Annotated in this window: 23 protein-coding genes, 1 tRNA gene and 1 riboswitch; of the genes, 14 read left to right on the plus strand and 10 right to left on the minus strand. The window is 69.0% G+C overall.

The features are described 5' to 3' along the window. Nucleotides 1-55 precede the first annotated feature (55 nt). Nucleotides 56-928: an N-formylglutamate amidohydrolase gene (locus O5K39_RS06855; RefSeq protein ID WP_271146529.1), complete on the minus strand. Its 873-nt coding sequence runs from the start codon at nt 926-928 to the stop codon at nt 56-58. 137 nt (nt 929-1,065) lie between these two features. On the opposite strand from O5K39_RS06855, the gene O5K39_RS06860 reads away from it, so the two are divergent. Continuing rightward, nucleotides 1,066-1,422, plus strand: coding sequence for a response regulator (locus O5K39_RS06860; RefSeq protein ID WP_271146530.1), 357 nt, complete (start codon nt 1,066-1,068; stop codon nt 1,420-1,422). Here the strand turns inward: O5K39_RS06860 and O5K39_RS06865 are convergent. Beyond that, entirely contained in the window at nt 1,419-3,116 is a 1,698-nt protein-coding gene (locus tag O5K39_RS06865) for an SDR family oxidoreductase (protein WP_271146531.1), read from the minus strand. The genes O5K39_RS06860 and O5K39_RS06865 overlap by 4 nt on opposite strands. Before the next feature lie 55 nt (nt 3,117-3,171). Beyond that, entirely contained in the window at nt 3,172-4,161 is a 990-nt protein-coding gene (locus O5K39_RS06870) for a complex I NDUFA9 subunit family protein (RefSeq protein WP_271146532.1), read from the minus strand. A gap of 186 nt (nt 4,162-4,347) precedes the next feature. On the opposite strand from O5K39_RS06870, the gene O5K39_RS06875 reads away from it, so the two are divergent. The 6 genes from O5K39_RS06875 (at nt 4,348) to O5K39_RS06900 (ending at nt 7,648) form a co-directional block, all read left to right on the plus strand. Further along, a tRNA-Leu gene (locus O5K39_RS06875) sits at nt 4,348-4,434 on the plus strand. Between the two features lie 211 nt (nt 4,435-4,645). Continuing rightward, nucleotides 4,646-5,260, plus strand: coding sequence for a ribonuclease D (locus O5K39_RS06880; RefSeq protein ID WP_271146533.1), 615 nt, complete (start codon nt 4,646-4,648; stop codon nt 5,258-5,260). Next, complete coding sequence (lptC, locus tag O5K39_RS06885) at nt 5,260-5,943, plus strand: LPS export ABC transporter periplasmic protein LptC (RefSeq protein WP_271146534.1); 684 nt, start codon at nt 5,260-5,262, stop codon at nt 5,941-5,943. Before O5K39_RS06880 ends, lptC begins: the two co-directional genes overlap by 1 nt. Before the next feature lie 4 nt (nt 5,944-5,947). Continuing rightward, nucleotides 5,948-6,430, plus strand: coding sequence for an LptA/OstA family protein (locus tag O5K39_RS06890; protein ID WP_271146535.1), 483 nt, complete (start codon nt 5,948-5,950; stop codon nt 6,428-6,430). 24 nt (nt 6,431-6,454) lie between these two features. Next, a complete protein-coding gene (gene lptB / locus O5K39_RS06895; RefSeq protein WP_271146536.1) occupies nt 6,455-7,243 on the plus strand; it encodes an LPS export ABC transporter ATP-binding protein in 789 nt (262 codons plus the stop codon). 84 nt (nt 7,244-7,327) lie between these two features. Next, nucleotides 7,328-7,648, plus strand: coding sequence for a hypothetical protein (locus O5K39_RS06900; protein ID WP_271146537.1), 321 nt, complete (start codon nt 7,328-7,330; stop codon nt 7,646-7,648). Here the strand turns inward: O5K39_RS06900 and lepB are convergent. Next, nucleotides 7,645-8,430 (minus strand): signal peptidase I, encoded by a 786-nt coding sequence (lepB, locus tag O5K39_RS06905; protein ID WP_271146538.1) that lies wholly within the window; start codon nt 8,428-8,430, stop codon nt 7,645-7,647. The two genes, O5K39_RS06900 and lepB, sit on opposite strands and share 4 nt — an antisense overlap. Before the next feature lie 89 nt (nt 8,431-8,519). Then, on the minus strand, nt 8,520-9,278 hold the full coding sequence (locus O5K39_RS06910; RefSeq protein ID WP_271146539.1) for a DUF805 domain-containing protein: 759 nt from the start codon (nt 9,276-9,278) through the stop codon (nt 8,520-8,522). 153 nt (nt 9,279-9,431) lie between these two features. Between O5K39_RS06910 and O5K39_RS06915 the strand changes: the two genes are divergently transcribed. Beyond that, entirely contained in the window at nt 9,432-10,253 is an 822-nt protein-coding gene (locus O5K39_RS06915; RefSeq protein WP_271146540.1) for an ABC transporter permease, read from the plus strand. Here the strand turns inward: O5K39_RS06915 and O5K39_RS06920 are convergent. After that, nucleotides 10,250-10,825 carry a hypothetical protein gene (locus O5K39_RS06920; RefSeq protein WP_271146541.1) on the minus strand — a complete coding sequence of 192 codons (576 nt, stop codon included), beginning with the start codon at nt 10,823-10,825 and terminating at the stop codon, nt 10,250-10,252. The genes O5K39_RS06915 and O5K39_RS06920 overlap by 4 nt on opposite strands. An 88-nt stretch (nt 10,826-10,913) precedes the next feature. Here O5K39_RS06920 and O5K39_RS06925 point away from each other — a divergent pair, with 88 nt between their 5' ends. Further along, a complete protein-coding gene (locus tag O5K39_RS06925) occupies nt 10,914-12,023 on the plus strand; it encodes a transcriptional regulator (RefSeq protein WP_271146542.1) in 1,110 nt (369 codons plus the stop codon). Nucleotides 12,024-12,027: 4 nt separating this feature from the next. Here the strand turns inward: O5K39_RS06925 and metB are convergent, their stop codons facing one another. Further along, nucleotides 12,028-13,218 carry a cystathionine gamma-synthase gene (gene metB, locus O5K39_RS06930; protein WP_271146543.1) on the minus strand — a complete coding sequence of 397 codons (1,191 nt, stop codon included), beginning with the start codon at nt 13,216-13,218 and terminating at the stop codon, nt 12,028-12,030. Next, nucleotides 13,215-14,288, minus strand: coding sequence for a homoserine O-succinyltransferase (locus O5K39_RS06935; protein ID WP_271146544.1), 1,074 nt, complete (start codon nt 14,286-14,288; stop codon nt 13,215-13,217). Before O5K39_RS06935 ends, metB begins: the two co-directional genes overlap by 4 nt. A 76-nt stretch (nt 14,289-14,364) precedes the next feature. Then, a riboswitch (SAM riboswitch) is annotated at nt 14,365-14,482 on the minus strand. Between the two features lie 192 nt (nt 14,483-14,674). Between O5K39_RS06935 and O5K39_RS06940 the strand changes: the two genes are divergently transcribed. From O5K39_RS06940 to O5K39_RS06955, 4 genes are all read left to right on the plus strand, one after another. After that, nucleotides 14,675-14,806: a hypothetical protein gene (locus tag O5K39_RS06940; protein ID WP_271146545.1), complete on the plus strand. Its 132-nt coding sequence runs from the start codon at nt 14,675-14,677 to the stop codon at nt 14,804-14,806. 110 nt (nt 14,807-14,916) lie between these two features. Further along, nucleotides 14,917-16,680 carry a homoserine dehydrogenase gene (locus tag O5K39_RS06945; RefSeq protein ID WP_271146546.1) on the plus strand — a complete coding sequence of 588 codons (1,764 nt, stop codon included), beginning with the start codon at nt 14,917-14,919 and terminating at the stop codon, nt 16,678-16,680. A gap of 3 nt (nt 16,681-16,683) precedes the next feature. Beyond that, nucleotides 16,684-17,643 carry a homoserine kinase gene (gene thrB, locus O5K39_RS06950; RefSeq protein WP_271146547.1) on the plus strand — a complete coding sequence of 320 codons (960 nt, stop codon included), beginning with the start codon at nt 16,684-16,686 and terminating at the stop codon, nt 17,641-17,643. Between the two features lie 55 nt (nt 17,644-17,698). After that, nucleotides 17,699-18,286, plus strand: coding sequence for a hypothetical protein (locus tag O5K39_RS06955; RefSeq protein ID WP_271146548.1), 588 nt, complete (start codon nt 17,699-17,701; stop codon nt 18,284-18,286). Here the strand turns inward: O5K39_RS06955 and thrC are convergent. After that, entirely contained in the window at nt 18,283-19,686 is a 1,404-nt protein-coding gene (gene thrC / locus O5K39_RS06960) for a threonine synthase (RefSeq protein ID WP_271146549.1), read from the minus strand. The two genes, O5K39_RS06955 and thrC, sit on opposite strands and share 4 nt — an antisense overlap. A gap of 127 nt (nt 19,687-19,813) precedes the next feature. Between thrC and O5K39_RS06965 the strand changes: the two genes are divergently transcribed. Further along, a complete protein-coding gene (locus O5K39_RS06965) occupies nt 19,814-20,788 on the plus strand; it encodes an aspartyl protease family protein (RefSeq protein WP_271146550.1) in 975 nt (324 codons plus the stop codon). Here the strand turns inward: O5K39_RS06965 and O5K39_RS06970 are convergent. After that, nucleotides 20,754-21,476 carry an HAD family hydrolase gene (locus O5K39_RS06970; RefSeq protein WP_271146551.1) on the minus strand — a complete coding sequence of 241 codons (723 nt, stop codon included), beginning with the start codon at nt 21,474-21,476 and terminating at the stop codon, nt 20,754-20,756. The two genes, O5K39_RS06965 and O5K39_RS06970, sit on opposite strands and share 35 nt — an antisense overlap. Nucleotides 21,477-21,534: the final 58 nt, after the last annotated feature.

Raw genomic sequence — 21,534 nt, forward strand, 5'->3', positions numbered from 1 at the left:
GCGCAGAATATCCCCCCAAACTTCCGCGCCGCCCTTGTCGAGGGCGGCGTTCTTGTTATGCGCCGTCGACCCAAGCCAGGTCGCCCGCAGTGAGCGATGCGATCACCCGTTCGATGGTGCGACGGCAGCGATCGAAATCGGCGCTGGGTTCCAGACGGTCCTCATCCAGATAGAGGGCGCGGTTCAGCTCGATCTGGACGGCGTGAAACCCCTCGGTGGGCCGGCCCCAGCTCTGGGTGGACCAGCCCCCCGCATAGGGCTGGTTCAGCCCGACCCGCCAGCCCAGCCCCTCGAACAGGGCCCTCAGACGCCGCGTCAGCCGCGCCGTGCAGGACGAGCCGTGCCGGTCGCCCAGCACCACGTCTAGGCCGGGCCGGCTGCGGGTGCCGCCACCGGTCGCGCGCGAGGGCATGGAATGCCAGTCGATCAGGATGGCGGTGCCGTGGCGCGATCTCGCTGCCTTCATCAGGTCGGCCAGGGCGGTGTGATAGGGACGATGCACGTTTGCCAGCCGGGCGGTCGCCTCGGCCATCGTCAGGCGGCGTTCATAGAGGTCCAGGCCGTCGCCGGAGCGCCGGGGAATGACGCCGAACCCCGCCGCCGTCTTGGCCGACAGCGCGTCGGTGCCCGCCAGCCCGTCGATCAGGCCGGGGTCGAGTTCGTCAGGGTCGCGGTTCAGATCGACATAGGCGCGGGTGATGCGGCCCAGGATCAGGGGTACCCCGTGCGCGGGCCCACAGGCGATCAGGGCGTCGACGCCGATATCCTCGGCACTGCGCAGACTGGTTTCGGGCAGGTCGGGCCGCGCGCAAAGGTCGTCGGGCCGGATCACGCCGGAATGGGGCGAGGCGAAGACCAGCGGCCCCGGCGACGTCGCGGGCACGATCTCAAACGCAGGATGGAGGGTGGGGCGCTCGGGCGGCGTCATGGCCGACGCATAGCCGGTTTTCCCGCATCCTCCACAGCCCCGCTCTCGCTCAAACGGTGTTTTTCATCGCCGGTTTACCGTTCCGCGCCTAGCGTGGCGGATCGGGACCCTGTCAGGTCCGTGGGGACAAGCACGAAATGGCGCGAATTCTGCTGGCCGAAGACGACGCCTCGCTGCGCGGGTTCCTGACGCGGGCGCTGGAACGCGCCGGCCATCAGGTCGTTGACTGCGAGAACGGCGACGACGCCATCGACGCCCTGGAACACGGTCCCTATGACCTGCTGCTGACCGACATCGTCATGCCGGGCGCCGACGGGATCGAGGTCGCGCGCGTCGCCGCCGCCCGCATGCCGGGCCTGCGCATCATGTTCATCACCGGCTTCGCCGCCGTCGCCCTGTCCGCCGCCCAGGCCTCGCCGCAAGCTAAGGTCCTGTCCAAGCCGGTTCACCTGCGCGATCTGGTGAATGAGGTGGAGCGGATGATCGCGGCCTAAAGGGTTCGCGTGCCGGTCGCCGCGACGAGCCGACCGCGATAGGACACCAGAACGCCGAGCCATGGGTGCGCCATGGTCACCGTGAACGCGAACACACCGTCCTCGTCGGTTTCATAGGCGGGGCCGAGCGGACCCCAGCGTCGGGGCATCACCACGCCCAGGACGCTCCATCGGCGGACGACGAGTTCCAGTCGACCATCCCGCACCAGAAGCGCCAGCCCGACCGTAACCGGGCCGAAGGATTCCCGGATCAAACCCTCCCAGCGCCCTCGCCCTTCGCATTGACGGCTTTCGAACGCGCGTCCGTCGAAGGTGCGCCGCCAGATCTCGCCACCGTCCGACGTGCGCTCGAAATCCACCCGCACGGGAACGCGACCCGCCTTGGGGAAGCCGAACAGATCGGCGACCAAGCCGCCCAGCGGGTTTGATCCCCGTTCGACCGTGGCCATGCCCTCGACAGAGACCGGAGCGTCATGCAGCGCCCGCACTGTGGCGGGCAGTCGGTCATAGGCCTCGCCCAGGACATGGCGATATAGCGGCTGGGCCCCCGGGGTCTCGGCCGCTTCGCCCGGTCGGTCCTCTCGACGGCCCGTGACGATGGCCCGGCCCGCGAACAGGCGCTCGTAGTCGGCGAGTTCCAGTTCGTTCGTCGCCGCGCGTGCGCCCGGGGCCGGCGGATGTCCGGCGAGGGCGCGTCGAATGAGGGCCTCGGCCGCCATGGACGGGATCAGCGGCCCGTCGTCGCCCTCGGCGATCATGTGCCAGGACTGGGTCACGGGCGACGTCCCCCGCAGTCCCTCCGCCGACACATACATGCCGCCCCGGTGGTCGCCCCAGCGCAGGATGTTGATCGCCTTGTGAAACAGGCCGCTGAGCGGACGCAGGCTGGGCACGACACCCCATCGTACCAGCAGGGCCAGCCCGTTCAGCGCGCGATGCAGGATCTCGGGCACCGGGCCGGCTCCCATCCAGACGTCCTGAAGACCCGGCCAGAGTTTAGGAAGAATGCGCAGATCGGGCACGTCGACCAGGGAGAAGCGCAGGCTCGGCAGGGGCACCTCGCCGGGCGGGCGGATGACGTATCGACGGCTTTCGGCCATGGCGAAGCCGGTCGTGTCCCGGCCGGCCCGTCGCAGCTTCACGGCCTTGCCCGAATAGGCGGCGATGGCGCGGATCACGTTCTCGCCGACGCCGGCATAGGGGGACGGCGCGATGCCGCCTTCGATCGAAGTGATGGCGTCCATGTCGCGGGACAGGGCGCGAACCACCGCGGCGGTGAGAACGGGAAAGCTGCTGACACCGGACAGCACGAACACGCCGGCGGCCCTGGCTTCCATATCGAAGCGGCTGACCTCGTCCACGAAATCGGCGCCGTCGGCCAGATCGAGGTAGTTGATGCCGAGTTCGATCGCCGCCCGAACCACGCGATGGCCGTCCGGACCATAGGCCTGGAAGGGGCCGCTGGCATCGACCACGATGTCCGGAGCGATCGCGCGAAGCTGCGCGTCCAGGTCGCCGTCGCGATCGAAGACCGCCGCCTCGCATGACGCCCCCGGCAGGCTGGCGAGGCAGAAGGCCTGCGCCTTGCTCAGCGAGCGGCCGGCGATAATCAGGCGTATCCGTCGCTCGTCACGCAGCAGACGCGCCAGCCGGCCCCCGAAGACGCCATAGCCACCGATGATCAGGACTTTCACGACGCAAGTCCTCCTTCAACCGTTCCGCGCTGCAGAAGGCCGCGCCGGGCGTGCGTTAGATCGCGACCAGCGTCTCGCCCTTCGGACCTTCGGCGAACTGACCACCCTTACGGTAACGCCAGAGGTAAGAAGGAACGATGGCCTCGACGCCGGTCGGCTCGATGCCCAGGGCGGCCAGCCCTTCGGCACCCGGCGTGACGACGTTGTCGGACTCCAGCATGACGACCTGGTCCCGGGTCAGGGCCGGGGCGATACCCAACAGGGTGGTCATCTGGGCGAGGCCGCCGATGGTCTTCGCGACGAAGAAGGGCAGGGGGGCGAGCAGGCGCTCGCGGCCGGTCTCGCGCAGCACGTACTGCAGGATATCCTTGAAGCTCCACACCGCCGGGCCGCCCAGTTCGAACGTGCGACCGGCCGCGTCCTCGCGACCCACGGCGCGGGCGACGGCCTCGGCGACGTCGGCGACATAGACGGGCTGGAACTTCGTCTGGCCGCCGCCGATCAGGGGCAGGGCGGGGGCCATGGTCGCCATCGCCGCGAACTGGTTGAAGAAATTGTCGCCTGCCCCGAACACGATCGAAGGGCGCACGATGACGGCCGACGGAACCGCGGCGCGTACCGCCGCCTCGGCCTCGCCCTTGGTGCGGGCGTAGTCGGAGCGCGCATTCACGTCGGCGCCGAGGGTCGAGACCTGGACCAGTCTGGCAATGCCGTGGGCAGCGCAGCCCTCGGCGATCGTCCGGGACGCCTCGACGTGCATCAGGTCGAAGGTGCGCTTGCCGCTCTCGTACAGGATGCCGATCAGGTTGACGGCGGCGGAGGCGCCCTTCAGGGCGGCGGCGACCTCGGCGGGCTTGGTCACGTCGCAACGGACGGGCTGGACCTGGCCCACGTCTCCAAGGACCCGCAGGTCGCCGGCGAGGGCGGGCTTCCGGACCGCGACGCGCACGCGCCAGCCGGCCTTGGCCAGGGCGCGGACCACCTGCGATCCGATGAAGCCGGAACCGCCGAAAACGGTGACCAGACCGGGGCCGGGCAGGGACATGAAGCGCTCCTTGGAAGATCGAGACCGCAGATAGACGACGGCCGGGCGGCTCGCAACGCGTCAAAGCGCGGAGCGCGCGACGCTTGTTGTGACGGGTCGATGAAAACCCCTGTTGACCGACCGCGATCGGTCCCTTAAGGGTCCGCGCCTTCCGGTCGAAACGCCTTTGCGGGCGCTTCAGTCGGGGCCCAGGTGGCGGAATTGGTAGACGCGCTGGCTTCAGGTGCCAGTGATCGAAAGGTCGTGAAGGTTCGAGTCCTTTCCTGGGCACCATTTCAAAGGGACGTTGCGGCGACGCAGCGTCCCTTTTTGATTCTGGCGCTTGGATGAGTGATTGGTGGTTGGTGACTAGTGGCCGCCGGGCCCAGCACTGTTGCGTCGTGGGTATCGATCCTCGTTGATCTGCAACCACAAACCGCCAGCCACCAATCACCTCACGCGCGCCGCCCTCGCGTCCCGCCCCCCGCTGGTTTAGAAGCAGCCCATGACCGTATATTTCCACGAAGGCGACCTGCCCGACGGCCTGGACCTCGGACCCGAGGTCGCCGTCGATTCCGAGACCATGGGGTTGCGCTACCATCGCGACCCGCTGTGCGTGGTCCAGCTGTCGGCCGGGGACGGAGATGCCCATGTTGTGCGAATGCGTCGCCCGACCTATGACTGTCCCAACCTGAAGGCGCTGATGGCCGACCGGGCGGTGCTGAAGATCTTCCATTTCGGGCGGTTCGATATCGCCATGATGCAGCTCTATCTCGGGGTCGAGACCGGGCCGGTCTATTGCACCAAGATCGCGTCCAAGCTGGCGCGGACCTATACCGATCGGCACGGGCTGAAGGACGTGACGCGCGAACTGGCCGGGGTGGACCTGTCCAAGGCGCAGCAGTCGTCGGACTGGGGCGCGGACGTCCTGACCCAGGCGCAGCTGGACTATGCGGCGTCGGACGTCCTGTATCTGCATGCGGTGAAGGCCAAGCTGGACATGATGCTGGCGCGCGAAGGGCGGACCGAACTGGCCCGCGCCTGTTTCGACTTCCTGCCGACCCGGTCGCGTCTGGACCTTGAAGGCTGGGAAGAAATGGACATCTTCGCACACCTGTAATGACCGACACGCCGCCTCCACAGTCCGGGATCGATCCCGCCGAAGCGAGGCGCCTCGCCGACGAACAGCGCCTGGCCGAGGCGGCGGCGAAATGGCGTGTGCGGTCGAAACGGGTGCAGCTGTATCGGCGGTTGCTGCCGATCCTGATCGTGGTCCTGGCCGGTGGAGCGCTGACCTGGACGGTGTTCCGCACGGTGATGTCCGGCGTCGAGCGCAAGGCCGCCCAGAGCCGTGAGGTCCGGCTCGACAACCCCATGTTCCATGGCCAGGACGCGGCGGGGCGGTCCTTCATGATCGGGGCGCAAGGGGCTGTGCGTGATCCGGCGACCGGCCATTTCCGCCTGAACGGCCCGGCGCTGAGGCTGAACCTGGGCGGCCGCAAGGTCACCGAGATGACGGCCGACGCCGGCATCTATGACGAGGCGAAGCGGACCGTGACCATCGGTCCGAACGTGAAGATTTCCGACGGCGGCACGGGCTTTACCCTGACGACGCCCGAGGCGGTGGTGGATACGGCGACGGGGATCATCACGGGATCGAAGGGTATCCAGGGACAGGGGCCCCTTGGATCGATTTCGGCTTCGTCCTATGCCATCTATGATCAGGGCGAGCGGATCACCTTCGCCGGCTCTGGCGACAACAAGATTCGCGGCGTGTTCAACACGACGCGCTCCGGTGGATAAGACGATGATGAAGCTTTCCGGTATCGCAGGCGTGCTGACGCTGGCGGCGGTCGCCCTGATCGGCGGCGCGGCGGTCGGCCAGGTGCGCCCGCAGACCAGCGACCAGCCCATCATGATCGGTGCCGACGCGGGCGAGCGCACCAATACCTCGTTCTCGTTGCGGGGGCGGGCGGAAGTAACCCAGGGCGGCAACCGCCTGCGGGCCGACGCCATCGAGGGTGCCAGCGCCGCGGGCGGCGACATCAGCTCGGTCACCGCGTCAGGCAATGTCTATTACGTCACGCCCAATGAGACGATCCGGGGTGACCGGGCGGTCTACACGATCTCGAACGCCACCATCGTGGTGACCGGCGACGTGATCCTGACCCAGGGCAAGAACGTCCTGACCGGCGGGCGGCTGACCTACAATATCGACACCGGCGCTGCGAACATGGCCGGCGGCACGAACAGCCGCATCCAGGGCGTCTTCTATCCGCAGGGGAACTGAGGCCGTTTCGGTCCGGTAGCGCCCTTGGCCCGTAAGGAACTCTCCGCCCTCAACGTCAACGAGCCGGTCGCCCCCGTCGCGGCGCCGGCCGTGGTGCCGCGCGGTCTGCAGGTGCGCAACATCGCGCGAGCGTTCGGCGCGCGGCAGGTGGTGCGCGACGTGTCGCTGACGGTGCAGCGGGGCGAGGTCGCGGGGCTGCTGGGGCCGAACGGGGCGGGCAAGACGACCTGCTTCTACATGATCACCGGCCTGATCCCCGCGGACTCGGGCTCGATCTGGCTGGACGGCGAGGACATCACGGCCCAGCCGATGTACCAGCGTGCCCGCATGGGCCTGGGCTATCTGGCGCAGGAGGCCTCGATCTTCCGCGGCATGACGGTCGAGCAGAACGTCAAGGCGGTGGTCGAACTGCGCGAGACCGGCAAGGGGATCGATACCGAGACGACCCGGTTGCTGGAAGAACTGCATATCGACCACCTGCGTCACGCGCCGGCGTCCGGCCTGTCGGGCGGCGAGCGGCGCCGGGTCGAGATCGCGCGGTCGCTGGCAGGCCGGCCGTCCTTCATGCTGCTGGACGAGCCCTTCGCCGGCATCGACCCCCTGGCCATCGCCGACATCCGCCAGGTGATCCGCTATCTGGCCAATGAGGGGATCGGCGTCCTGATAACCGACCACAATGTCCGCGAAACGCTCGATATCATCGACCGCGCCTCGATCATGTCGGGCGGAGCGGTGTTGTTTGAGGGCACGGCGGACGAGATCGTCCACGATCCCGAGGTGCGGCGGGTTTACCTGGGCGACCTGTACGGCTGAGGCGGCCCTCGCCTGTCCGATTTTTCACTGGCGATCCGGCGACGGACGCGGCTTGATGGCGAGGCCGATCATCAGGACGCCGCCATGACCGCCCGCCCGCCCAAGAAGTCAGAGACCCTCGAGGTCCGCCTGCCCTTCGAAACCAAGACCGCTTTCATGGCCCGATGCCAGCGCGACGGCCGGACGGCGTCGGATGCGGTGCGCGGGTTCATCGAGCGTGAGCTGTCGCCCGTTCGCCGGACGCGGGTGAGGGGCTGGCAGGCGGTGGCGGCGGCGGTGGTCGGTTTGGCCATCGGGGCGGTCGCGGCACCGTCGCTGGCGCAGACGGCCGCACACCCGAGTTTCGCCCAGCTGGACCGGAACGATGACGGCGTGCTGAGCCCGGCTGAGTACGCCGACCGCTAACCGATCCGCTGAAAGAACCGCCCCGGCTGAAGGTTCAGCCAGGTCCAGGGCTTCCACAAGGCCGCGCCTGGTTTCCAGGAGGCCACGACCAGTTCCGCCTTGCCGACGATGTTCTCGGCGGGCAGCAGGCCGACGCCGAGTTCGCGGGGCCAGCGGCTGTCGAGCGAATTGTCGCGGTTGTCGCCCATCATGAAGTAATGGCCGTCGGGAACGACGTATTCGCCGGTGTCGTCGCCGGGCTGGGCCGAGCCGCCGTCATAGGTGACCCAGGTCCGGCCGTCCGGCTGGGTCTCGCGAACCTGGAGGACTGTGCGCCCGGGCGAGTCGTGATCCTGGGTCAGGCCCTCGTCGCGTTGAGGCAAGGCGCGGCCGTTGACGAGGACGGTCCCGCCGAGAACCTGAATCCGGTCGCCGGGCAGTCCGATGACGCGCTTGACCCAGGTCTGTTGCGGGTCGCGCGGCAGGCGGAAGATCACGACGTCGCCGCGTTCGGGCGAGCGACCGAATAGCCGCCCCGACCCCACCGGCGGGTGAAAGGGCAGGGACGCGCGGCTCCAGCCATAGGCGAACTTTCGCACCACGATGTAGTCGCCGGTGACCAGCCCCGGCTCCATCGAGGACGAGGGAATGGTGAAGGGCTGGAACAGCACGGTCTGGATGGCGACGGCGGCCAGCAGGGCCAGTCCGATCGTGCGGACGAGTTCGAACGCCTCGCGCCACACGTCTTGCGGCAGGCGCTGGGGCTGCGGGGACGGGGCGGCGATGTGAGGATGATCGGTCATGGCCGACAGGATCGCCGCAGGGCCGCATCGTGCAATCAAGGCCGTGTCCGGACAGTCGCAAATCCTGTCCGGACAACGCCTGCGCGTCTCTAGGTCCGGCGGCCGAAGGGGCGGCTCGGCGCGACGCCGGGGTCCCAGGCGGGCGGGGTCGGCTGGCCCCAGTCGACGGTGCGTGCGGGTGGGGCGGGGGTCTCGGCGATCGGGCCGGGTCCGAAGTCGAAGACGGGTTTGTAGGGGGCCTCGCCGGCGCGCGACTCGCGCCTGGCCTGGGCGAACAGCTCCTCCAGACGGTCGTCGTCGATGCCGGCCGACCGCACCGGGGCCTTCGCATCGGGATCGCGGGGGTCAGGGCCGAAGCGGTTCGGACCTTGAGTCCCCGGCATCAGTGTCAGGACAAACAGGGCCATGCTGCAGATCGAGGCGACGATGGCGATGGCGCCGACGCTGGCGAAGGGTCCGGCCAGGGCCTGGGCCATGGCGTCCTGAGTGTTCAGGCCGGCGAGCTGCGGTTGTGTCGCCAGGGACCCCATCGCGCGGAAGGTGGCCAGGTTGGTGGCGAAGGTCGGCAGCAGCAGCGCCATCCAGAAGGCCGACCGACCGCTGTCATGCAGTCGCCGGGCCAGCACCGCATAGTTGGGCAAGGCGAAGGCCAGCACCAGCAGCAGGGCGAAACCCAGCCACCCGGCCAGGCCGAGGACGCCACGCGGACCGTTGGCCAGGGAGGTGACGGCCAACACGACACAGCCGATGTAGATCAGGCCCTGAGTGAGCATGAACAGCCAGTACTCGCCCCGGCTGGCTCGTCCTCTGAAGTCGGCGTAGCGGATCAGCGGGCGCAAAAGCAGCATCGGAGGGCTCGTACGGCTCGGGTAAGGTCGCCATCATGGTTCCGCGCCGTCAACGTCGGGTTGAAGAGAGTGGTAAATGTCCACATCCTGCGTGAGCGTTGCGACGGTGTTCGGCCCTTGCATCCGGGCCCGTCCGGCCGCATTTGCGCTGGCATGACCGATCTCGCCTCGACTCGCCCCTCCGGCCTGCCCACGCCGCGTCGCTATGACGGGATAAACTGGATCGGGGTGCAGACCCTGTATCTGCGCGAGGTGCGCCGGTTCTGGAAGGTGGGGGCCCAGACGGTGGCGGCGCCGGTGGTGACGACCCTGCTGTATATGCTGGTCTTCGTGGTGGCGCTGAAGGGGTCGCGGCCGCCGTTGCACGGTACGCCCTTCGCCGAGTTCGTGGCCCCCGGCCTGATCATGATGGCGATCCTGAACAACGCCTTCGCCAACTCCAGCTCCAGCCTGATCCAGGCCAAGATCATGGGCACGGCGACCGATTTCCTGACCCCGCCGTTGAGCCCGCTGGAGCTGACCATCGGGTTTTCGCTGGGGGCGGCGACGCGGGGGATCGCGGTCGGGCTGGTCACCGCCATCTGCGTCATGCCGTTCGCGAAGCTGGGCGTCACCAACGTGGCGCTGATCGTCTATTTCGCCCTGGTGGCGTCTCTGCTGATGGGGATGGTCGGCGTGTTCGCAGGACTCTGGGCCGAGAAGTTCGACCAGCTGGCGGCGGTGCAGAATTTCGTGGTCATGCCGATGACCTTCCTGTCGGGCGCATTTTACCTGGTCGAGAACCTGCCCGAGCCCTTCGCCACCATCAGCCATTTCAACCCCTTCTTCTATCTGATCGACGGCTTCCGTTCGGGCTTCATCGGCCAGGCGGAGGGGTCGGTCTGGATCGGGATGGCGGCGAGCGCGGTGCTGACGGTGGTCATGGCCTGCGCCTGCTGGCTGGTGTTCCGCTCGGGCTGGCGGCTGAAGAGCTAGGCGGTCTTGCGAGCCGCCTGTCGGAACAGGGCGGCCGACAGAAGCCAGATCAGAGCGAAGATGCCGGTCGCTCCGACGATGTCGCGCGGATAGATTTCGCTGGTCGAACCCCAGCCGGCGATCAGGGCCGTGACTGCGACGGCGACCTGGGCCAGGGCGGCGGCGATCATGGCCAGGACCATGCCCCTGGCCTCGAACCGGGCCATCACCGCGCCGATCAGGGCAATGCCCATGACGCCGAGGTAGAGCAGGTTGGCCGCCTCGTCCTCGCTGCCGATGATGCCCACTGCGCCGTTAACCCAGACCAGGGCGACGCAGGCAAACAGGCCCAGCACGGCACCGGAGCGATAGAACATGTCGCCCGAACGCCAGGCGATCAGCTCGCAGACGATGCCGGCCCCGCCCAGAATGATCCCGGCGAAGACGAAGTCGCCGGCGGTCCAGACCACGCCCTCCGCGCCCATCTGCATGGCGATCGCCGGGGCCAGCAGAAGGACCGCGATCGTGGACCAGCCGATGACCCTGAGGATCAGATCGCGTCGGCGCGCGCCGGGCGTGGAGGCATTCGTCATGGTCGTCGATCCGTGGCATGGGTAAGGTCCGCACCGTCGCCGTCCGGCTGGTGAAAATCATGAGCAAACCCTGAGGGCGTTCTGAATAGTGGCTGACGGCACCTATCGATTCGATCGCTTCGTGCTGGAGCCCCAGGATCGCCGCCTGACCCGCGACGGGGAGATGGTCGAGCTGAGCGGCCGCTATTTCGACGCCCTGGTGCTTCTGGTTTCGGAGCCGGGGCGGCTGGTGACCAAGGCGCGGTTCATGGATGAGGTCTGGCGCGGCGTGCCGGTCACCGACGAGGCCCTGACCCAGTGCATTCGGTCCCTGCGTCGGGTGCTGGGCGACGACGTGTCCAACCCCCGCTTCATCGAGACGGCTCCCAAACACGGCTATCGCTTTATCGCGCTGGTAATGCGGGAGGACGGCGCGGCTGCGGCCTCGGTGCAGGCCATTGCAGCGGCGGGTACCGCCGTGGCGGACGCAACGGAGCCGACGTCGCGCGGGGTCTGGGATACCGTCTTTCGCCTCGGGCGCGGCGGGATGCTGGGCGGGGGCGCGGCCGGGCTGATGGGCGGGCTGGTCTATGGGTTCGCCGGCGTGGCGGGCGGGTCCGAGGGTGGGGGGGCCTCGGCCCTGCTGGTCGTCGCGGTCCTGACCATGGCGGTCGGGCTGATGGGCGGGGCGGGCGTCGGCTTTGGCATCGCCGCCGCCGAGTTCGCGCCGGGCCGCCGGGGGATCTGGGGCGTGGTCGGCGGGGCCGTGGGCGGTCTGGTGGTCGGGGCGGTGGTCAAGCTGGTCGGGCTGGACGCCTTCACCCTGTTGTTCGGCCAGTCGCCGGGAGGGATCACGGGCGCGCCGGAAGGGGCCCTTCTGGGCGGAGCCGTCGGACTGGGCGCGAGCCTGGCGAACGGCGCGGCGGCGAAGTTTTTACGGCCGGTCAGGATCGCCGTTGCGGGCCTGCTGGCGGCCGCGGCCGGGGTGACCATTGTCCTGCTCGGCGGGCGGCTGATGGGCGGGAGTCTTCAACTGCTGGCCGAACGGTTTTCGCAGTCGCGCCTGACGCTGGATCACCTCGGTGGGCTGTTCGGCGAAAGCGGGTTCGGCCTGATCAGTCAGTCCGTCACGGCGGGGCTGGAAGGCGGGCTGTTCGGGGCCTGCGTGGTCGCGGCCCTGATGGTCGTCCGCCGATCCCTGCGGACCGGCGGACGGTAATCGATCAGGCCGCCTCGGCCCGCTCCACCGAGACGGCGTCCAGGGCGCGAACCAGGTCGGCGATCAGGTCGTCCTGGTGCTCGAGCCCGACCGACAGGCGCAGCAGGCCGTCGGTGATGCCGGCGACCTCGCGGGCCTCGGGCGTCATGGCGGCGTGGGTCATGGTGGCCGGATGAGCGATCAGGCTTTCGACCCCGCCCAGTGATTCCGCCAGGGTGAAGGTCTCCAGATCCTCGACCAGGGTGCGGACGGCCTCGACGCCGCCGTGCAGTTCAAACGACAGCATGGCGCCCGGACCCTGTTGCTGGCGCGCGGCCAGGGCGTGGTTGGGGTGGGACTTCAGGCCGGGATAGTGGACCGCCTTGACCGCAGGATGGGCCTCCAGCAGGGCGGCGACGTGGCCGGCCGTCTCCTGTTGCCGCTCGATGCGGGTGAACAGGGTGCGGATGCCGCGCATGGTCAGATAGGCGTCGAAGGCCCCCCCGGTGACACCCTTGCAGTTGGCCCACCAGGCCAGTTCGGTGTGATCGGCCGGATCGGCGCAGATCACGGCACCACCGACGACGTCCGAGTGACCGTTGATGTATTTGGTGGTCGAGTGGACGACGATGTCGGCACCCAGTTCGATCGGGCGTTGCAGGGCGGGCGACAGGAAGGTGTTGTCGGCGATGACCTTGGCCCCGACCGCATGGGCGCGAACGCAGATGTCGGCGACGTCGACGACGCGCAGCAGGGGGTTGGACGGGGTCTCGACCAGCACCAGTTTGGGGTTCAGCGCGAAGGCGGCGGCGAGCGCGACGGGATCACCCTGATCGACCCACAGAACCTCGAAATGGCCCTTCTTCGCATGGGCGCACAACAGGCGGTGGGTGCCGCCGTAGCAGTCGTGGGGCGCGATCAGCAGGTCGCCGGGCGACAGCAGGTTCAGCGGCAGATCGACCGCCGCCATGCCGGTCGAGGTCACCACGCAGCCGGCACCGCCCTCCAGCTCGGCCAGGGTGTCGGCGAGTACATCACGCGTGGGATTGCCCGAGCGAGAGTAGTCGTATTTCCGCTTCTGGTCGAAGCCGGCGAAGGAATAGTTCGACGACAGATACAGGGGCGGCATGACCGCGCCGTGGGCCGGGTCCTGATCCACGCCCGAGCGGGCACAGAGGGTGCGGATGTCTTTCGTCGTACGCGTTGGGCGGGTCACTGGTCGATGTCCTTGAGAGCGGTACGGAGGATGTCGCCGACGAGGGCGTCCTCCTTCAGAAAGGCGTCGTGGCCATAGAGGGACGGAGCCTCCACCAGACGCCAGAGGGTGGGCAGGCGGGCGGCGAGCTCGCGCATGTCGTCGATCGGCACCAGCCGGTCGGAGGTGAAGCCGACCAGGGTGGTGGGGGTGGTGATCGATTCCGGCAGGACCGAATGGCGATCGATCGAGTCCGACAGGCTGAGCCAGCGCGACGGCGTGGTGTGGGTGCGATAGGCCTTGCCCCGCGCGGTCAGGTATTCGCACACGGGATAGGATTGACCGGCAAACGTGGGCGCGTCGCTGGCGAAGCGGTCGCCGAATTCCTCGGCGGTGCGATAGGTGGTCATGGCCAGTTCGCGGGCCAGGGCGACGCCGTCCTCGGGCCGGCCGGCGTCGACCGCCAACTTCAGGATGCGGCGCTGGATGCCACGCCAGGCCGTGGCCTGGGGGTGGGCGCGGTGGGCGGCCGAGACGACGATCAACTGCTCGATCCAGCGCGGGAACAGTTCGGCGAAGCTGAGGCCGATCATGCCGCCGTAGGAACAGCCGACGAAGGCGGCGACCCGCTCGATGCCCAGTCGATCCAGCAGCAGGGCCAGCAGGCGGGCCTGATCGTGGGTGGTGATGGTCAGGGCCTCTTCGCCGGTCTTGCCGGTCGGGGCGTAGTCGAAGGCCAGGACCTGACATCGCCGCAGGTCGATCGGTCCGCCCATGGACACGGCGTCGGACCACCAGCCCAGGCCGTTGGTCTCGGTCCTGTGAACGAACCGGCCCGAGGAAATGCCGCCGGCCACCACGACGACGGGCGCGCCTTCACGGCCATGCAGGCGACCGGTCAGGAAGGTCTGGCCGAGTTTCTCGCCGGACTGGAGGCGGAAATCGGCGGGGATCTCGATGGTCACGTCGGCGGCGTTGCCCTGGCGCGAGCGGCGGGCGAACACAGGCATGGACGGCACCGGCAGGACGGCGCCGTCGCGGCCGACGGGCCTGCGCAGGTTTTCAATCGTCGTCTGAGTGTCGAAAGGCATCGTCGTTCCGCATCGTCCCGCCCAGCAAGGCTCCGGATGCGATGACAGATCGTGGAGTGTCGCCTCTTCGACGCTCCACCCATCTCTCGCGAGCCCGGTTTCCCGGACCCTCGCAGGAGTTGGCACCGTTCGGGTGGAACCCGATGGTTGCCCCGACGTCAAAGGGCCTATCCCTCGGTCGGTCTTGATGAGTGCGACCACAGATGATGAAAAAGCCGCATTCCGTCAAGGAGAAAAAGATCGCGACACGCCCAAACGGGTGGGCAGGCTTGCGGCCCTATACTCGCCGAATTGCCAGTTTGCGCAAAAAACTTCCAATCCGGGCTTGACGGGGTCGTCCGACCTCGACACCCTGAGGCTCAGGATTTTCGCAAGGATACGCCCCGTTGTCGCGACTTGGCCGCATCGCCATCTCGATTAGCACCGCCGCCGGAATGGGCGTGCGGATGGGCATGACTGCGCTCACCACCACCGGCGGTATGACCATCACCGGCCCCTCGCGGGCGGGAACAGGTTAGCGCGCGTCGGACCCCGACCAGCCCAACCCGAACCCGCCCGGACCCCCGGAGCGGGTTTTTTCTTGCCCGATTTCACATTTCGCACCCTTTCCAGAATTCCAGAGAATCCGATGTCCAGCTCATCTTCCGTCCTCGCTCCCGCCCTCAAATCGGTATTCGCCCTCGTGGACAAACCGAAATCCGACGCCGCCGAAGTTGTGGTGCTGAAGTTCGGATCCTCGATCCTGCGGACCCAAGCGGATGCGCCGGCCGTGGCGTCGGAGGTCTATGGCCACGTGCGGGCCGGCCGGAAGGTCGTGGCGGTGGTCTCGGCCTTCGGCGGCCATACCGACCGGCTTCTGGCCGACGCCCGCGAACTGGGGCTGGATCACGAGAACGACCTTCTGCCCGGCTATGTCGCCCTGGGCGAAGAGAAGGCGGCGGCTCTGACGGCCATCGCCTGCGACCGGATCGGGCTGGATGCGGTGTCGCTGTCGGTCAAGGAACTGGGCATCGTGGCTGAGGGCGAGCTGGAGCACGCCCACCCCTGTGGCCTGCGCGGCGAAGCGCTGCACAAGGCGCTGGCCGAGCATCAGGTGGTGGTGGTGCCGGGCTTCGGTGCCCTGCGGCCCGACGGGCGGGTGGCCTTGCTGGGGCGGGGTGGATCGGACCTGACGGCGGTGTTCCTGGCAGCCGAGCTGGGTCTAGATCGGGTGCGGTTGGTCAAGGATGTCGACGGTCTGTACGACCGTGATCCGGCAAGCGCCTCGGGCAAGCCGCTGCGCTATCGCCGGGCGTCGTGGGACGATGCGCGGCGTCACGGCGGGGCCCTGGTCCAGCATGACGCGATCGACCTGGGACAGGAACGCGGCGTGGAGATCGAGGTGGCGGCGCTGGGCCGGGCCGATTCGACGGTGGTGGGCGAGCATTCGGCACCGCCCGGGCGCTCGATCCCCGATGCCCCGGTGCGGGTCGCGATCGCCGGTTGCGGCGTGGTCGGGGGCGGGCTGCTGGCGCGTCTGCTGCCCGACACCCGTTATCAGGTCGTCGGCGTGCTGGTGCGCGATCCGAAGAAGCTTAGGGACGTGGCTGCTCCGGCCGATCTGTTCACCGCGGATGCGCAAGGGCTGCTGGACCTCAAGCCCGACCTGCTGGTCGAAGCCCTGTCCGAGGGTGAGGCGGGGCATGCCCTGATCCGCGCCGCTCTGGAACGCGGCATCGACGTGGCCAGCGCCAACAAACAGGCGATCAGCCGCGACCCGGCGGGCTTGCAGGCCCTGGCCGAGAAACACGGCGCGCGCCTGGCCTATTCGGCCGCGGTCGGTGGCGGGGTGCCGATGATCGAGACACTGCGGGCGGCGCGGGCGGCCGGGCCGGTGGCGGGCTTCGAGGCGGTGCTCAACGGCACGGTCAACTTCATGCTGGATCGCATCGGGGCGGGGGCCGATTTCTCCGATGCCCTGGCCGACGCCCGGGTGGCGGGCTTTGCAGAGGAAGATCCGTCCTCGGACCTGGAGGGACGCGATGCGGCGGCAAAGGTTCGGCTTCTGGCCTTCGAGGCGTTCGGCGAGACGCCGGCGGACGGATCGATCACCTGCGACGTGCTGTCGGCCGCGTTCAAGCCGCGCGCCGAGGGCGGGCCGGTTCGCCAGATCGGTGCCTGTCGCCTGTCGGACGGCAAGCTGGAGGCCTCGGTCAAGCTGCTGAACGACCTGCCCGATCCGATGTTCGAGGACCTGCGCGGCGAGCGCAACGCGCTGCGGGTCCATGGCGAGGACGGCAGGGTGTGGCTCTGCAAGGGTCGCGGGGCCGGGCGCTGGCCGACGACGGAGAGCGTGCTGGCCGACGTCGCCGACATCATCCGCGCCAAACACGCCGAACTGGGATACCACTAGGCCATGGCGGTCTTCACTCCGGTCTCGGACGATCAGGCGCGGGCCTTCGTGGCGGCCTATCCGGCCGTCGGCGAATTCCGGTCGCTGCACGCCATCGCGGAAGGGGTGGAGAACACCAATTTCCGTCTCGAGACCTCAGCCGGGCGGTTCGTGCTGACCCTGTTCGAGGGGCGGACGGATGCCGCGTCCCTGCCGTTCTGCCTGGGGTTCACCGACCATCTGGGACAGGCGGGATTCCCGGCGGCGCGGCCGCTGAGGGATCGCGACGGCGAATGGATCGGGGTGCTGAACGGCCGGCCGGCGGCGATCGTCGAATGGCTGCCCGGCGCCTGGCTGAGGACGCCGTCGTCGGAGGATCAGGCGGCGGCCGGGGCGATGCTGGCCCGGCTGCATCTGGCTGGAGCGAGCTTTGAGGGGCGGCGGGTCAATCCGGTGGGCCGGGCCGCCTGGCGCGCCCTGGCGGATCGGTGCGCCAAGGGGCTGCAAGGAAGGCCCCGGGGCGAGGACCTGTCCATCCTGATCGGGGTCGAGGCGGCGCTGGCGCGGATCGGCGATCCGTTTACGGACGATCTGCCCACCGGCGCGATCCACGCCGACTATTTTCCGGACAATGTGCTGTTCGAGGACGGTGCGGTGTCCGGGGTGATCGACTTCTATTTCGGCTGCACCGGCCCCCTGGCCTATGATCTGGCCATCGCGCTCAGCGCCTGGGCGTTCGATGGCGAGGGCCGGCCGATCGCGGGCGCGGCGGAGGCCTTCCGGCGCGCATATGAGACGGTGCGGCCCCTGACGCGGGCCGAGGCGCTGGCCCTGCCGGGGCTGGGCGAGGCGGCGGCGGTGCGGTTCACCCTGACCCGCCTGCACGACCGCATCTTCCACGACCCGACCAAGCTGGTGACCCCCAAGGATCCGCAGGCCTTCTTCCGCCGTGTCGACTGGTGGCGGGTGGCCGAGGCGGCCTGAGTCCGGTCAGATACGGTCGGTTCCGCCTGCGCCGACCGGGGCGTAGGCTCCGGCCATGATCCACACAGGCAGTTTCGCAAAGCTGAAGGCCGCGTTCGTGGCGCAGTTCGAGCCGGATGGGCAGGGCTTCCTGTATCGTCGCAACCGGACCGGCCCTGCCGTTCGGCTGAACGCCGAGGAACACGCCGACTTCGTCTCTGGCTTCGCGCGGTCGTTGAGGCTGGCGGGATGGGCGGTCTTCGGCACAACCGTCTTCGTCGGTCTGACGGCAGGGGTCTGGTCGGCCTGGGCGGGCACCGACGTCCGGCCTTGGGCACCGCTCGGGGTCGGCGTCCTGCTGCTGGCGTTCGCCCTGATCGTGCTGTGGCTCTGGAACGCCCCCGCGCGACAACTGGCCTACAGGGTGCCGACGGCACCCGGCCTGTCGCGCGATGAGCGCAGGCGGCAGGCCCTTGCGCGCATCAACTACGGCGTGCTGGCCATGGGTCTGTTGGCCGTACCCTTCATGCTGTGGAACGCCTCGCGCGCGTGGGACATCCTGCACGGCTGGGGCCGGCTGTGGATCGTGGCGGGCGTCGCCCTGTTCGTCCTGATTGCCGTCCAGGCTTTCCGGAAATGGTGGTACGAGCGGGCCGGACGCTAGGCGCGGAACCCCCGCACGGCGGCCAGCGCGGCCTCGGGCGTACCCTCGATGATGGTCAGGCGTTCGGGGCGGTCGCCCAACTCGCGGATGACGCGCGGCGGGTCGGGGTCGAAGCCGAGAACGGGGGCGACATCCTTGCCGAACTTGGCCGCGTGGGCGGTGGACAAGGCGACGATGGGGCCGGTGCCGCGAGTCTGGCTGCGGGCCGCGTGCAGGGCCACGGCGGTGTGGGGGCAGACGACCCGTCCGTAGGCGGAGTAGGCGTGGGCGATCTCTGTGCGGGTGGTCGCCTCATCGACCGAGACGGCCGAGACCTCGGCGCGCAGGGCGGACAGCAGGGCGGCCGAGAGGGTGACCGAACCGTCGCGGGCGAAGGTTTCGAACACGGCGCGAGTAGTCCCCGCGTCGCGGCCGGAGGCTTCATAGACCAGCCGCTCGAAATTGGACGGGGCCTGGACGTCCATGGAGACCGACGCGGTCTCGACGGCGGCCTTGCGGGCATAGAGGCCGTCGTTGATGGCGCGGGCGAGGGCGTCGTTCTGGTTCACGGCGGCGACGAAGCCGGCGATCGGCAGACCCATCTTGCGCGCGGCGATCCCGGCGAATGCGTCGCCGAAATTGCCGGTGGGGACGACGAAGGTCGGTGCCCGTGTCTCGCCCTGCGCCGCCATCTGGGCGACGGCGGAGACGTAATAGGGGATCTGGCCTGCCAGACGGGCCCAGTTGATCGAGTTGACCGAGGAGAACCGGCCGCGCTCGCGCAGGGATTCCTCGGACAGCAGGCCCTTCACCAGCCGCTGGCAGTCGTCGAAATCGCCGTGGACGGCCAGGTTCAGGACGTTGTCGGCATCAACCGTGGTCATCTGGCGGCGCTGAACGGGCGAGACCCGGTCCAGGGGATGCAGCACGATCAGGTCGATGCGGGCCTTGTTGGCAAAGGCGTTAACGGCGGCGGCGCCCGTATCGCCGCTGGTCGCCGTCACCAGGGTCAGCCGCTCGCCGGACGCCGCCAGGGCCTCGTCGGCCAGGGAGGCGGCCAGCTGCATGGCCAGGTCCTTGAAGGCGGCGGTCGGGCCATGGAACAGCTCCAGCAGCCACAGGTCGTCCTCGAGCTGGACCAGGGGGGTGACGTCAGGATGGTCGAACCCGGCGACCAGTTTGGCCAGCGCCCGGTCGAGTGCGCCGTCTGGCAGGGCGTTTCCGACATAGGGGGCCATGGCCGCCGACGCGATCGCCGCATAGGTCTGGCCCGGAGCCCAGGCGGACGGGTTCAGCGTCGGCCAGGCCGTGGGCATATAGAGGCCGCCGTCCGGCGCCATGCCGCGCAGCAGGGCCTCGGCGAAGTCGGTCGGGGTCGTGTCTCCGCGCGTGGAGACATAGGTGTCGGGGCTCTGCGTCATGGGTGCGTTCCGTACCCAGTGGAAGCGGCGCCGTCACGCGAGAAAAGCCCGCTGCCGCTCGCAGTCGCGCTGGCCCGCGACGCTTTCGCCGGTGGCGCGCGGGGCGAATAGGGACCATCTGTGGACCATGAATCGCAGGACGCTTCTGGTCAGGCTCGGGTTGATGGGCGCGGCGGTGGGCGGCGGATGGTGGCTGAAGGATCATGTGATCTGGCGCAGGCCGGACGTCGTGTTCGGGCCGGCTGACGAATGGCTGGCCTTCGATGCGCCGCGCACCCTGCTGCCGACGGTGGAGGCCACCGTTGGGGGACGGACGGTGCGGGCGCTGATCGATTCCGGGGCGCAGTTCTCGGTCATCGACCGGGCCCTGTTCGCCGATCTGGGTTTGGCGCGGACCTTCGACATGCCGCTGCTGGCCTACGGCGTCGGGGGCGGGGCGCAGGTCGGCAAGGGGGTGACGCTGGATGTCGGACTGGGGGCGACACGCGTCGAGAACCTGAGGGCGGCGATCCTCGATCTGGGGCCGCTGGCGCGGGCGGACGGGCTGTCGACGCCGCTGATCCTGGGTCAGGACCTGCTGTCGCAGGGCCTGCTGGACATCGATGTGGAAAGGCGGCGGATGCGGTTCGTGGCGCGGGAAACGCCGCTGCCTGCCGATGTCATCGCCATCGAGGTGCGCAAGGTGGGCAAGGCCCTGGGGACCACGATCACGGTCGAAGGGGCGACGGTCGAGGCGATCGTCGACACGGGCGCCTCGGGCCTGCTGGCGCTGAGCCGCGAGTCGGCCCACGGCGCGGGTCTGCTGGATGGGCGGGATCAGGCGCGCGGGTCCAGCCTGGTGCTGGGCGGGGCCGTGGCCTCGACCCTGGTGGAGGCGCGGACGGTGACTTTCGGCGACCGGCTGTACGAGCGGGTTCAGACCGCGATCTATTCCGATGTAGCGGCCCCCGGATACCCCGCCGCCCTGATCGGGATGGAGGCGTTCGCAGGCCAGCGGATGATCGTGGACATGGGCGGCGGGCGGCTGCTGGCCTCGCGGGCGCTGGACCTGACCGTGGAGCGTCCGGTCAGGCGGCGTCGAGCGGCTCAGCCCGCGCGTTGATCCAGTCGGGCAGGTCCGCGATGGCGTCGAGCGCACCGTAGCGAGGGTGGTCCTCCGGCGCGTCGGCCAGTTCGTGGGCCCAGGTGACATGATAGGGGATGTGGACGGCAAAGGCCCCCGCCTCCAGCGCCGGCAGGACGTCAGACTTCATCGAATTGCCGGCCATGACGGCCTCGACCGCGCCCGTGCCGTGGCGGGCGAAGATGCGGTCATAGGTGCCGCGATCCTTTTCCGAGACGATCTCCACCGCCGCGAACAGGTCGCCGAGGCCGGACGCCGCTAGCTTGCGCTCCTGATCCAGCAGGTCGCCCTTGGTGATCAGGACCAGGCGGTAGCGTTCGGACAACCGCGCCAGGGCCTCGTCCACGCCGGGCAGGGTCTCGACCGGATGGGCCAGCATCTCTCTGCCCGCGGCCATGATCTCGCGGACCACGTGGGACGGGGCCTCGCCGTCGCACAACTCCATGGCCGTCTCGATCATCGACAGGGTGAAGCCCTTCACGCCGTAGCCATAGAGCCGCAGGTTCCGCCGCTCGACCTCGGCCAGCCGGGCCTCCATGACCTCGGCATCGGCGCGGTCACCCAGCAGGGCGATGAACCGCGCGTGGGTCAGACGAAAGATGGTCTCGTTGTGCCAGAGGGTATCATCGGCATCGAGACCGACGGTGGTGATCGGGGCCTTGGTCATGATCGGTGCTGTGACGTGCAGACGCACCCGACGCAAGACCGCTTGCGGCGCTGGCCTG

The sequence above is a fragment of the Brevundimonas sp. NIBR10 genome, from assembly GCF_027912515.1.
Classification (GTDB): Bacteria; Pseudomonadota; Alphaproteobacteria; order Caulobacterales; family Caulobacteraceae; genus Brevundimonas.